The sequence below is a fragment of the Sellimonas catena genome, from assembly GCF_027924685.1.
Taxonomy (GTDB): Bacteria; Bacillota; Clostridia; order Lachnospirales; family Lachnospiraceae; genus Sellimonas; species Sellimonas catena.
This window is the reverse complement of record NZ_BSBO01000052.1, coordinates 1-12861: the sequence shown is the minus strand read 5'-3', so window position 1 is coordinate 12861 and position 12861 is coordinate 1. Positions and strand designations below refer to the sequence as shown.

The 12861-nt window shown below is 47.2% G+C and carries 10 protein-coding genes, 1 pseudogene and 1 riboswitch; all 11 genes and pseudogenes read left to right on the top strand.

Going from position 1 to position 12861, the window contains the following annotated elements; genetic code table 11:
- Positions 1 to 192 precede the first annotated feature (192 nt).
- The 11 genes and pseudogenes from Selli1_RS17115 to Selli1_RS17065 all read left to right on the top strand — a co-directional run bounded on the left by Selli1_RS17115 (position 193) and on the right by Selli1_RS17065 (position 12762).
- Complete coding sequence (locus Selli1_RS17115) at positions 193 to 759, top strand: GNAT family N-acetyltransferase (protein ID WP_087166773.1); 567 nt, start codon at positions 193 to 195, stop codon at positions 757 to 759.
- A 148-nt stretch (positions 760 to 907) separates the two neighbouring features.
- Complete coding sequence (locus Selli1_RS17110) at positions 908 to 1903, top strand: DnaJ C-terminal domain-containing protein (protein ID WP_281874231.1); 996 nt, start codon at positions 908 to 910, stop codon at positions 1901 to 1903.
- Positions 1904 to 2027: 124 nt separating this feature from the next.
- Complete coding sequence (locus tag Selli1_RS17105; protein WP_281874229.1) at positions 2028 to 3623, top strand: amidohydrolase; 1596 nt, start codon at positions 2028 to 2030, stop codon at positions 3621 to 3623.
- Positions 3624 to 3771: 148 nt separating this feature from the next.
- Positions 3772 to 4929: a 23S rRNA (uracil(1939)-C(5))-methyltransferase RlmD gene (rlmD, locus tag Selli1_RS17100; RefSeq protein ID WP_281874226.1), complete on the top strand. Its 1158-nt coding sequence runs from the start codon at positions 3772 to 3774 to the stop codon at positions 4927 to 4929.
- Positions 4930 to 5024: 95 nt separating this feature from the next.
- Positions 5025 to 5171: a hypothetical protein gene (locus Selli1_RS17095; RefSeq protein ID WP_171027983.1), complete on the top strand. Its 147-nt coding sequence runs from the start codon at positions 5025 to 5027 to the stop codon at positions 5169 to 5171.
- 224 nt (positions 5172 to 5395) lie between these two features.
- Entirely contained in the window at positions 5396 to 8944 is a 3549-nt protein-coding gene (locus Selli1_RS17090) for a CAP domain-containing protein (RefSeq protein WP_281874224.1), read from the top strand.
- A gap of 144 nt (positions 8945 to 9088) precedes the next feature.
- Positions 9089 to 9460 (top strand): annotated as a pseudogene (locus Selli1_RS18610) (DUF3795 domain-containing protein); the annotation flags it as partial.
- Positions 9461 to 9526: 66 nt separating this feature from the next.
- Positions 9527 to 10066 carry an HD domain-containing protein gene (locus tag Selli1_RS18605; protein WP_281874234.1) on the top strand — a complete coding sequence of 180 codons (540 nt, stop codon included), beginning with the start codon at positions 9527 to 9529 and terminating at the stop codon, positions 10064 to 10066.
- Between the two features lie 107 nt (positions 10067 to 10173).
- The gene (locus Selli1_RS17075; RefSeq protein WP_281874222.1) at positions 10174 to 10371 is read left to right on the top strand and encodes a helix-turn-helix domain-containing protein; all 198 of its coding nucleotides are present in this window, start codon (positions 10174 to 10176) and stop codon (positions 10369 to 10371) included.
- On the top strand, positions 10331 to 11020 hold the full coding sequence (locus Selli1_RS17070; RefSeq protein WP_281874220.1) for a hypothetical protein: 690 nt from the start codon (positions 10331 to 10333) through the stop codon (positions 11018 to 11020). Before Selli1_RS17075 ends, Selli1_RS17070 begins: the two co-directional genes overlap by 41 nt.
- Before the next feature lie 53 nt (positions 11021 to 11073).
- Positions 11074 to 11163, top strand: a riboswitch (cyclic di-GMP riboswitch).
- Between the two features lie 153 nt (positions 11164 to 11316).
- Positions 11317 to 12762: a [FeFe] hydrogenase, group A gene (locus Selli1_RS17065; RefSeq protein ID WP_330677629.1), complete on the top strand. Its 1446-nt coding sequence runs from the start codon at positions 11317 to 11319 to the stop codon at positions 12760 to 12762.
- Positions 12763 to 12861 lie beyond the last annotated feature (99 nt).

Below are 12861 nucleotides of genomic sequence, written 5' to 3'. Positions count from 1 at the left end.
CTGTTTATATGGTATCATAGTATCAGAATAACTCCTTTCTTGGATGGTGGTTTATGGATTTTGGACGACTCTATTATACCATATCCGGTGAGGAGTTATTTGTATTTTAGCAACAAAAAACACCGTACTTATACGGTTTGTGGCGTTTCGCAAACGCCTATCATGCTAAAATGAAGTGTGAGGAGGGATAGGGTGAAATCTATTTATTTAAAAACGCCGGAAGTGGAGGAGCTTTATTATAGACAAAAATGGATGATGGATCCGGAAACGATGTCATATAATGCAGGATATGATATGGAAATGGAGGGCTATGATAAAGTGTCTGGAACAATCTGCAAAACAGATGAGCAGATGCAGGAGTGGTATAAAAAATGGACGAAGTCTCACAATAGATATATTGCATATATTTATGATGCAGAGATGAAAATACCGGTGGGCGAAGTATATTTTCAGAATGATGAAAATAGCAGGGAATACGAAATTGGAATTGTAATTGCTTCCCAATACAGGGGTAAAGGTTATGCATATCCAGCACTGTTAAGTCTGCAAAAAGTAGCTTTTGAAGAAAACGAGGCGGAGATACTGTCTGACTGGTTCCCGGAGGATCGTTTCGAAGCCGTAAAATTGTTTCGGAAAGTGGGCTTTCTTCCAACAGATATCAGGAGAAAGGAACTCGTTTTCGGGCAGGAAAAAGAAGCGGTGAAATATTTACTGACGAAGGAGCAATATGAGCAGAGAAAGATGAAGCAGGAAATTTGATGCGAAAATCGCATCCTGCCTCTTGACTTTGAAAAACATAGTTGTTATATTATAAATAGAACAGACGACAAGATGCCCCGGATGAATCCGGGGTATTTTCAAAGAAGATAGATAAAAGGATTGTTTTCAAAGCGGAGAGGGTGAGATTATGGCAGCAAAGAGAGATTACTATGATGTACTTGGTGTCAGCAGAAATGCAGATGCATCAACAATTAAAAAAGCATACAGGAAACTTGCAAAGAAATATCATCCGGATACGAACCAGGGAGATGCCCGGGCAGAGCAGATGTTTAAAGAGGTAAATGAGGCTTATGATGTACTGGGAGATCCGGAGAAGAAGAAGATGTACGACCAGTTCGGCCATGCAGCATTTGATCAGAACGCGCAGGGAGCCGGGCAGGGCTTCAGTGGTTTTGGAGGTTTCGGCGGTCAGAACAGCGGATACCGGGAGTTCCATTTCGAAGGCGGAAATATGGATGATCTTTTCGGAGATATCTTTGGAGGTATGTTCGGCGGAAGCGGCAGCAGAAGTAATAGCGGATTCAGTGGCTTCCACAGCCAGGGATTTGGAGGCCGTTCCTATCAGAGCAGAGGACAGGATATCCATACAGAAATTTCGGTCAGCTTTGATGAAGCCGCATTTGGATGCGATAAGATGATCCGGCTTCAGAAAGAGGACGGTTCCATTCAGACGCTGCAGGTACACATTCCGGAAGGAATGGAGGACGGCAAGAGCATCCGGCTTCGCGGCAAGGGAGCGCCGGGAACGGGCGGCGGCCAGCCGGGAGATCTGTTTATGAAGGTTCATGTAGGAACACGTCCGGGATTTGAACGGAAGGGATCCGATATTTATACAACGGTTCAGGTGCCGTTTACCACAGCGGTTTTCGGCGGAGAAGTTATGGTGGAGACCCTGACAGGGCGTGTGCTCTGCAAAATCCGGAAGGGAATCCAGTCCGGTTCCAGGATCCGGCTGAAAGGAAAAGGTGTTGCTTCCATGAACCAGCCGTCCGTACACGGTGATCAGTATGTGACGGTACAGATCCAGGTTCCGACGTCCTTAAGTCCGGAGGCGGAGCAGAAGCTTCGGGAATATGAGGCGGCCTGTAAAGGCGGGAGGAGAAGAGGAAACTCCGCGGCATAAAGCCTGATGATAACCGGCAAATGAAAATCTGATTATGAATAAAAGGGGAAACCGTCTCCTTCCTTCTTGCAAGGGGAGCAGGGAAGGATTATACTGAATAAATCAGAGTAAGGAGGCGGCAGATTTGAAAGACTGTTTATTTGAAAACGGAATTATTTTTACATCGGACGACACAAACCTTTATGCAGATGCCATGATTGTTTCGAACGGAATGATCCAATGGATCGGAAAGAAGGAGAATATTCCGGACGGGAATTATGAGCATGTGGATCTGAAAGGGGCTTGTGTCGTTCCTGGTTTTGTGGACGCGCATATGCATCCGGTGATGCTGGCAGACTTCAGCAAGAAGATTTCCGCCCTTCCGCCGGAAGTCCATTCGATTGAGGAATTAAAGGAGAAGATCCGTCAGGTGCGGGAGACGCAGCAGCCGGGTGAATGGATTGAAGGATGGGGATACGATGAAGGCAAGTTTGAGGAGAAACGTTCGTTGAACCGTTATGATCTGGATCAGGGATGCAGCGACTCTCCGGTTTCCATCACAAGAACATGCGGACATATCCGCTGCGTGAACAGCAAAGCTCTGGAGATTGCCGGCATTACAAGGGATACGCCGGATCCGGAGGGCGGCGAGATCGAGCGGGATGCATCCGGCGAGCCGACCGGTGTTTTAAAAGAAAATGCAAGAAATCTGGTGCTTCCGTTCATACCGAAAGAGAGCCACGATGATAAGGTGCAGAATCTGGTGGATCTTGGAAATCTCCTGAAATCTCAGGGAATTGTGGCGGTCTGTGATATGGGAAATCTGGATAATGGCGACAATTTTCCGCTGTATCAGGAAGCAGCCAGGCGAGGATACTGCCAGGAGACGGCAATTTACTATATGTGGGATTATTTTGCGGACGATCCGGATTTTATCATTCCGGAAACACATCGGGATAAAAGCAGCCAGATTTTTGCGGCGGGACTTAAGCTGATTGGAGATGGAAGCGTCTCAGGAAGAACGGCCTGGATGGATAAGCCGTATCTTGGGACAACGGATGAATATGGAATTTCTACCTGTTCGGATTCATTGATGGAATCGGCCGTTGCTTTCTGTAAGAAGTATCATTGCCAGCTTTCCATGCACGCGATGGGAGGAAGCGCCATCAGCCGTGTTGTAGACCGGGCATACCGGGAAGAGAACTGGATGGAAGACGACACTCCGTATGTACGGGTGGAGCACATCACAGACCCGGCGGCAGACAGTATCCGAAAGGCGGCGGAAAAAGGAATGTTCTTTGTGACACAGCCGATTTTTATGTACGCGGAGATCGAAAGCTATCTCACCAATCTGGGAGAAGCGTGGATGAAAACGTGTTATCCGGTCCGGACTATGCTGGATCAGGGAGTGCAGCTCTGTTTTTCCACGGATGCTCCGGCCACATCCTGGGCAGTACCGTCCGACCCGTTCCCGTGCCTGAAAGCAGCGGTGACACGGCGGGCCTATGACGGTACCGACTGCGGGCAGGACCAGAGGGTGGATATCGAGACGGCAGTGAAACTGTATACAAGAGAATCCGCAAAGGCAGCAGGATTCCAGAAAATCGGGCAGTTAAAAGAAGGATATAGGGCGCACTTTGCGGTGTTAGACCGGAATCTGTTTGCAGTTCCGACGGAGGAGATTGACCAGGTCAAAGTGGAGACCCTCTATATAAATGGCAAGCGCGAATATCAACGGTAAATGATTAAAAAAGAAAAAGCTGAGGCGGCGGATTGTTTTGCAGAAAATTTCTGCAGATAGATCAACCAGCCTCAGCTTTTTGCTGTTTTACAGGCGGTTTTATGATAGAATGGGAAACAGAAATAGATAAAATGATGAGAGGTAAGACATGGAAAGACAGGAATACACATGCAGTCTGCAGCAGAAAGGGTGCGGAGGCTGCCCGCTTCTTTCGCTGCCCTATGAGGAGCAGCTGCGGAAAAAACAGAAAGCGATGAAAAAGCTGATGGGGAATTTGGGCAAGGTGCGCCCGGTGATCGGGATGGAGAATCCATGGCATTATCGGAATAAAGCGATTTCTACCTTCGCGGAGGGGCCGGGGCGACAGTTGATCAGCGGAATTTATGCCCGCGGAAGCCACTATGTGATTCCGGTCAAAACATGCCTTCTGCATCATCCGGCACTGGATGAGGCCGTGCGCGCAGTACGGAAAGCGGCAAGACTCTGTAAATACAAGCCGTACGATGAGGACAGAAAGACCGGACTGATCCGCCATGTACTCGTCCGCCACAGCCTTCTGACAGATGAAGTGCTGGTGGTACTTATTACAGCTTCCCCGATTCTTCCGGGTGCAAAGGCCTTTGTCAAAAAGGTACGGGAACTCTGCCCGAACGTCACGACCATTGTCCAGAATATCAATGCAAGATCCACCAGTGCAGTTCTTGGATTTTCCGAGAAGATTCTGTATGGAAAAGGGTATATTGTCGATGAATTGTGCGGAATCCGTTTCCGGATTGCTGCATCCAGCTTTTACCAGATCAATCCGGTTCAGACGGAAATCCTGTACCGGACAGCTATCGAGGCGGCCGGGCTTGACGGTACCCGGACTGTTCTGGACGCCTACTGCGGAGTCGGGACCATCGGACTTGCGGCGGCTCCTCACGCAAAGCATGTCCTGGGAGTCGAGAAAAACGGAAGTGCCGTCAGATGCGCTATTCAGAATGCAAAAGACAACGGAATTCAGAATGCCCGTTTTCTGAACGAAGATGCAACCAAGGCTATTCAGAAGATGGCGGCAAGAGGTGAAAAGGTAGATGTCGTATTTATGGATCCGCCGCGGGCGGGCAGCACACCGGAATTTCTGGATGCTGTCAGCCGTATGAGCCCGGAAAAGCTCGTCTACATTTCCTGCAATCCGGAAACCCAGAAGCGGGATCTGGAGATCCTGAAGAAAAAAGGATGGGGAGTCCGGATGATTCAGCCGGTGGATTTATTTCCACATACGGAGCATGTAGAAAACATTGTGGTTTTGGGACGGAAACAGTAATAAACAGGAGAAAGTTATGATAGAAATTAAAGAATGGATTTGAATGAAAAGCATCGATTTCCCAAACCTGCACATACTATCTCCGAGGTGGTTGTATGAGTAAAAAGCAGAAAGAACAACAGGAAAGACAGAAAAATCTGAATCAGTTCAACAGTATCACGCAGAAGGTGAAGCCGGAAAATCAGAATCAGGGACATAATGTCCGGGATGAGGCGGTGGAACCGAAGAAGAGACAGATGTAGGCATCCGAAAGGGTGTCTTTTTTCAGTAAGTTAAGGGCATGTAAAATAATGAAAAGGTGAGATGCAACGCTGGAAAAACGAAAGCGGCAGGTGTAAAATACATATGTGGGATTTTAAGGGGAGAAATGAATATAGCAGGGAAGGAGGAATTATTCATTACCAGAAGAGGTTGAGAATACAGTTTTATTGCTGTAAATAATGTAAATATTACGGAGGAATGAGAAATGGGAAAAAAATCTGTGAAATTGACAACAGCGGTGACGGCCGCAGTACTTCTTTCTTCATCTGTGATGGCACAGGATGTAGCTACAGCAGCAGATGCAGGACAGATTGACGGACAGGAGGATAAGCAGGTAAAAGGGACTGCAGAAAAGAAAAAGGCAGCTCCGGTCAGTCTGGATGAAGCAAAAGAAAATCTGAATATGGCTAAAGAACAGGAAGAAAAAACTGCTTCTGAAGAAAAGCAGGCATCGGAAGCCTACGAAGCAGCGAAGAAAGAAGAAAGTGAAGCGGCACAGGCAGCGGCAGAAGCGGTTGCCAAGGCAGAGGAAGCGAAAAAGGAAGCAGAGCAGGCATTTCAGGAAGCAGTAGCAGAAGCGGAGAAGGCAGAGGCCGAAGTTCAGGATACTTTTGACCAGAAGCAGGTAGAACAGATGCAGGCCGCAGTCAATACGCAGGAAAAGAGCCAGGCGTATACAGATAGTCAGGAGCTTAGTAAAGAAGCGCAGGAGTATCTGGAAGAGGTACAGGAAAAAGTTACTGTAACGGAAGAAGAGGTCCAGCAAAAGCAGGAGGCTCTGGAAGCATCACAGGCAGATTTAACGGAAAAAGAGGGAGCCGTACAGGAAGCACAGGAAAACCTGGAGCAGATTAATGGACAGATCAGCAGTTCAGAAGCTGCGATTGAGACAGCGAAAGCTAACATTGTAAAGGCTCAGGAAGCAAAAGCCCAGGCAGAGCAGGATATTGTAGAAGCCCAGGCAGCTCTGGAACAGGCAACAGCAGTTTATGAGCAGGCAGAAGCAGAAGCCGCAGAAGGTTCTCCAGAATACAAGGCTGCATTGGAAAAGGTGGAACAGGCGAAGGATGCGTTAAGTGAAGCACAGGCTGTGCAGGCAGAAAAGCAGGCAGCTTTGGATACGGCAAATGCGGTTCTGGCACAGGCACAAAGTGCCGCAGAGAGTGCGCAGACAGATGTGGATCAGGCACAGAAAGAGATTGAGATCGCACAGGCAGAAGGCGCTGTAGCAGCAGCACAGGAAAGCCTTGCGGCAGCAGTACAGACAGAGCAGCAGGCACAGTCTGTATTAAATTCAGCACAGAGTGAACTGAATGCGGCACAGACTGTAAAAGATCAGAAAGATGCTGTACTGAATCAGAAAACACAGGAGAAAGCAAACGCAGAAGCAGCTCTTGAGAAGGCAAAACAGGAAAAAGCAGCGGCAGAACAGGCGGAAGCGGCCAGCAAAGAAGCACTTCAGGAAGCGCAAGAAGCTAAGACAGCTGCGGAAAGTTCAGTTGCGTCTGCACAAACAGCCAAAAACAGCGCAGATTCCCAGGCGGAAGCAGCAAGAAAACAGGTGGAAGAAAAACAGGCCGCAGTTGACGCAGCCCAGAAAGCTTATGATGAGGCAAAAAAAGCAAGTGACAATGCAGAAGCCCAGATTGCGAAAGGATCGTTTGGATTCTTTGAGGAAATGGGTGCAGAGGAAGCACTGGATATTTTGAATAATGCTCCTTTAAAAGAGTATACAGAGCAAGGGAATGAAAAGGATGCCACTTCTCTGGAAAATATGAAAGCGGCTTTGGAATGGATTAAAGAGTGTAATGAACTTCGGGAAAATCATCAATGTGCAGACTTAAAGGTATCTGATTCATTAATGGCAATTGCACAATCGAATACGAATGCTTCAGGGAATTATATTGGTCATACAGGGCAGTTCCAGGTCGGTGGAGAAAATCTGGCATGGGGTTCGGGTTCATACGACCCATTTTATGGATGGTATACAGAGGAAAAAGAGGATTATGAGACTACGGGGAACCCGGATAATAGCGGGCACTATTTCAATATCATTCAGGAAGGCTTTGTTTATACGGGATTTGCTGTGAATCAATATAGTGTCAGATATGGGGCTGCCTACGGACAAGTATTTAATTGGGAAAATTATAGTGAGCAATATAACGACAACGCCATGACCCTCGAAGACTATACCACCCGTTTCATGAAATACTATGACGGTCTGATGAATGCTCCGCAGATTGCCGAGGAGGCAGCAAAGAAGCTGGAAGAGGCGAAGAATGCACTTGCATCTGCGCAGACTACATATGAGGCTGCACAGAAAAAGGCGGCCGAGGCAGCTACAGTCCTTCGGCAGAAACAACAGGCAAATACTCAGGCAGCCCGGAAAGTAACATCAGCTCAAAATGAAGTTAAGGCTGCAGAACAGACAACAGCTCAGAAAGTTGCAGCTGTGACATCAGCATCAGCAAAAGTAACATCAGTATCACAGGCGGTGCAGAGCGCAAAGGCAGAAGTAAACGCAGCACAGCGGACACTTTCTGACAAGCAGCAGGCATACCAGACTGCAAAAGCCTCTCAGGAGCAGGCAGCGCAGAAGAAAGAAGAGCAGGAGACAAATCTTAAGCAGAAACGTCAGGCATACAGAGCACTTGCAGGCAAAGAAATTGGTGAGACAAATGCTGAGACAGCAGCAGCGCACTTACAGACAGCGCAACGGAATTATCAGACAGTATCAGCGGTCCTTAGGACAGCTAATGAAAAACTGAGTACGGCAAAGACAGAAGCTGAATCAAAAGAGACAGATCTGAAGTCTGCGCAGAGTGTGACAGCAGCGAAAGAGGCGGATCTTACACAGGCAGAAAAGGCGAGAGACGAAATAGAAGCTGTTGTGGCCGCAGATCTTGCTGAAAAACGACAGGCAGTAGAAGATTGTAAAGTAGATCTGCAAACAGCACAGCAGGATAAGACAGACGCTGAGACAGATATTCAGACGAATACCGAAGCGCAGAAAGATGCTGAATCACAGCTGACATCATTAAGAGAAAACAAACCTGAAGCAGAAGCAGCTGTTGCTGTGGCAGAAGAAGCACGCAAAGAGAGCGAAGGAAAAGTTGAGGAAGCTCAGAAAATATATCAGGATGCAGTAGATGCAATTACACCGCTCCGTGAGGCGAAAGCGGCATACAACACAGCTCTTGCTGAAGAGGCGAAAGCGAAAGAAAACTATGAAAAGGTTGTAGAAGAAGAGGCGAAAGCAGTACAGGCTGTTGCTGATGCGAAAGCGGCTCTGGAACAGGCAGAAGCAAAGAAAGCGGAAGCAGATAAACTGTCTTTGACAGAAGCGATGAAAACACCAATCGAGGGTGCAAACTTCTCCTATCTGAATGCCTATGTAGATGAGATTAAACTGGCCGAAAAACAGGTTGAGGAAGCTGAGGCTGTACATGAAGATAAGAAAGCTGCACTTGCAGAGGCAAAAAATACATATGATCTGGCAAAACTGGCTTATGCGGAAGCTGTTGTTGATCTTGCTGACGCACAGGAAAGTTATGATCAGTTTTTGAAAACTTCTTCGGAGCAGAACGAAGAAAATACTCAAAAAACAGAAGCAGATCAGAAGAAAACAGAAAACAAAACAGATCAAAGAGAAACTGTTAAAACCGGAGATCCGGCAGAACCAGCGGTTTATACAGCGGTAGGAATGGGAGCACTGGCAGCAGCACTTGCAGCGTGGAAGAAAAAACACAGTTAATTAATAATGCACCGGACAGGCAGTAATTTAAACTAAATAAAAAAGACCATTTACAGACGGAGATCATTGATCCGGTAAATGGCCTTTTGGTGTATAATGGATTGAGAAATTGTAGAAAAGCAGAAACTGAAACGGAGACTTATTATGCGAAGAGAACTTGGAATTGCAAGATGCGGGCTTGCCTGCTGTATTTGCTCAGAAAATCAGAATTGTGCCGGATGTAATGCGGATACCTGTCCGGACAAGGACTGGTGTGAGAATCGAAAATGCACAATGGAAAAGGGAATCGGCCATTGCTATGAATGCAAAATTGACTGCCGGAAAGGAATTTTGACGAAGATCAAGCCCTATGCGTTCACGCTGTTTGCCAGACGTTATGGCGAGAATGCGCTGCTGGACTGTCTGGAGCGGAATGAACAAAATGGGATTATCTATCACCGAGAAGGCATCAACGGTGATTACGATGAGTTTGACGATGTGGAGGAACTGATCCATTTTATACAGACAGGAAGACGAACGAGGGAGAAAGAAGGAATTCCATCCACGGATGAGGCGCGATCCCTGCTGGAAGAGGGCGGCAGGATGAACCCGGGACCGTGGATCCGGCACAGCGAATATGTGGCAGAGGCCGCAGGAAAAATTGCGGCCAAGTGCGAAGGGCTGGATGAAGAAACGGCCTATATTTGTGGTCTGCTTCATGACATTGGACGGCGGTTCGGGGTCAGTTATCTGGCGCATGTCTATGACGGATATACGTTTTTGATGGAGCGTGGCTATGAGAAAGCCGCAAGGACGGCGCTTTCCCATTCGTTCAACCGGAAAAAGATGGAAGATTATATTGGAAAGTTCGACATATCAGAAGAAAAGCAGGAAGAGCTGAAAAGCCTGCTGGATGCAATGGAATACGATGAATACGACTATCTGATTCAGCTCTGCGATTCCATTGCTGTGGCCGACGGGATTGTATCTCTGGAAGAGCGGATGAATGATGTGAAAAGCCGTTACGGTTATTATCCGCAGGATAAATGGGACAGAAATATGGCGCTGAAGGAATATTTTGAGAAAAAGATGGGAAAAGATCTGTACACGGTTGTGCCGATGAAAAGCACACCGGAACATTGAGAAAAAGATTGATGGTTGCGGATTGACAATGCCTGTCAACCAAAGATATGATTTAGCTACATGAACGGTGCACTGATTCATTTAAGAAATCTTTGGAGGGATTCAGAATGAATGGATTAAAATATATCAGGGTTCGGTGCAATCTGTCACTAAATGATCTGGCAGAGTGTATTGGCGTTACAAGACAGGCATTAAGCGCGTGGGAGAACGGGAAAAAAGAAATACCTGAACAAAGGAAAGAGCAGCTTTCAGAGTTTTTCGGGATTGAAGATCACTCTGCTTGGAAAGGCGATGTTCCGCTATGATCATAACGGCAGGGAGAGCTATCGGTATAAACTCCAGGATAAGGACGAGAAAAATCAGAAGATGTATTTTCTGCCGGATACCCGGATCAGCATGGATGAAAAATATGTACTGGCGCAGAAAAGGAAACAGGAAATTCTGGAAAAGGCAGACGATATAATCAAATGGACCGATCATGCGGGGAGTATAGCATCACAAATTGCATGCATCAACCGTGGATGCAGCATTTATGGAATGACCAATGATCTGATGGAAATGATGCGGAATATGGAAAAAGTGATTTTGAAAATGCCGTTTTATTATGAGTTGATGAGTGTGTGGAAGGCAATGCTTCTGGCATACGGGCTTATGGAACAAGAAGAGATTTCCGGCGGCGCACCATCAGAAGCCCATGGGGGTGAAGACCCGGAATGGATTATCCGGCTGGCCGAAGAGATCCGGAAACACTGGGATGCGGAGCGGAGTTATCATGAAAACTGTGAAGAAGAGAGGAGAAAACAACAAAGAAAAGAGAAGGAAAACAAGGAACAGTTGAAAGGGAAGGATCAGATTACGAGGGCAGAAGAGCAGAACAGACAATTCAGAGAGAAGTGCTCAGAGAGCGGGAAAGAAGCCGTCCTGGTGAGTAGTGCTTCTGACCATCACGATTAATATCACTTGACAAAAGGGATAGAGTGTGATTTGATAGTAACAGAAAACAAAAGAATAATTATGGGCAAAACCTTCGAAAGATGGCGACGCAAAACTATAGGGTCTAATCCATAGTAATATGAGAATGACAGCCAGTTGCAGTATTATCAAATGTACCGGATTTCCCCCGATATGTATTGTGCAACGGATAAAGCAGATGTTTTATCCGTTTTTTGTTACCTTTTATTCCGGGTTTTCAAAAGCATTCTTTTGCAGGATGCTGCAGAAGAAAATACAAAGGAAGAAGGAGAAGAGTCATGTCAAAACATTTACCTTTGTCCGTGCGGGTTCCGATTGAGAGCGACAATCCAGGCATCTGCAGGGACGAAGAGGCATGTATCAGATGCGGGATGTGCAGGGACGTGTGTACGAATATAATTGGGGTACACGGTACGTACACACTGGAAGAAACCGGGGATACGGCGATCTGTATCCACTGTGGCCAGTGCGCCAATGTCTGCCCGACCGCAAGTATCACGGAGGTATATGAATATCAGGCGGTGAGGGCGGCTATTGCAGATCCGGACAAAGTGGTTATTGTCAGTACCTCACCGTCGGTCAGAGTCGCACTGGGAGAAGAGTTCGGTATGAAGCCGGGCGATTTTGTCCAGGGAAAAATGGTTGCTCTTTTGCGGGCGCTTGGAGCAGACTATGTGCTGGATACGAATTTTGCGGCGGATCTTACCATCATGGAAGAAGCGGCCGAACTGCTGGAAAGGATCACAAAAAAGACGGCGCCGTTGCCACAGTTTACAAGTTGCTGCCCGGCCTGGGTCAAGTTTGCGGAAACCTATTATCCGGAACTGCTGCCGAATCTTTCTACGGCAAAAAGCCCGATCGGGATGCAGGGACCGACAATCAAAACGTACTTTGCTCAGAAGATGGGAATTGATCCAAAAGAGATTGTGAATGTAGCCTTGACGCCGTGTACAGCCAAGAAGTTTGAAATCCGCAGACCGGAAATGAATGCGGCCGGAAAACAGCTTGGAGAGCCGGCCATGCGGGACATGGATCATGTTGTGACGACCCGTGAGCTGGCACGATGGGCAAAGGAAGAGGGGATCGATTTTGCAAAACTGGAGGAAAGCAAATACGATTCTCTGATGGGAGAAGCATCCGGCGCCGGTGTGATTTTCGGAAATACCGGAGGGGTGATGGAGGCCGCGCTTAGGACTGCATATTATAGTCTTACCGGGGAAAATGCGCCGAAGGAGTTCTACCGGTTAGAGCCGGTGAGAGGATATGAGGGCATCAGGGAAGCGAGTCTTGATATTGCCGGAACAAAGCTGAATGTTGCTGTTGTATATGGTACGCAAAATGCAAGGAAGATGATCGAACGCCTGAAGACGGGAAAGAAAGATTATCACTTTATCGAGGTGATGGCCTGCCCGGGAGGCTGTATCGGCGGAGGCGGACAGCCGCGCAATCTGGAGGTGGATGCCGATCAGACGAGAAAAGCAAGGATAGCGGGGCTCTACAGCCGGGATGAGCAGATGACGCTGCGGTTCAGTCACGAGAATCCGGAAATCAAAAAACTTTATGAAGAATTTTACGGTACACCGCTAAGCAGGCTGGCTGAGAAGATGCTTCATACTTCCTACATCAGCAGAGCAGAAGATTTAACAAAACATGGAAACGAACAAGAGACGGAAGAAAGAAACGAGGAAAACACAATTGTAGAGCAACATTTTATAAATGCTTGAGATTGAAAGAAAAAAGCAGATAGTAAGAATAGATGGATCAGAAGAATGATGAGAGTATGCCGTGATTTACTGCATGCTCTTTTCTCTTTACAGACAGGA

Bases quoted from the DNA above. Each gene is read 5' to 3' on its own strand.
- Selli1_RS18605 (WP_281874234.1), top strand. From the start codon at position 9,527: ATGAACCCGGGACCGTGGATCCGGCACAGCGAATATGTGGCAGAGGCC.
- Selli1_RS17065 (WP_330677629.1), top strand. From the start codon at position 11,317: ATGTCAAAACATTTACCTTTGTCCGTGCGGGTTCCGATTGAGAGCGAC.
- Selli1_RS17095 (WP_171027983.1), top strand. From the start codon at position 5,025: ATGAGTAAAAAGCAGAAAGAACAACAGGAAAGACAGAAAAATCTGAAT.
- Selli1_RS17090 (WP_281874224.1), top strand. From the start codon at position 5,396: ATGGGAAAAAAATCTGTGAAATTGACAACAGCGGTGACGGCCGCAGTA.
- Selli1_RS17075 (WP_281874222.1), top strand. From the start codon at position 10,174: ATGAATGGATTAAAATATATCAGGGTTCGGTGCAATCTGTCACTAAAT.
- Selli1_RS17110 (WP_281874231.1), top strand. From the start codon at position 908: ATGGCAGCAAAGAGAGATTACTATGATGTACTTGGTGTCAGCAGAAAT.
- rlmD (WP_281874226.1), top strand. From the start codon at position 3,772: ATGGAAAGACAGGAATACACATGCAGTCTGCAGCAGAAAGGGTGCGGA.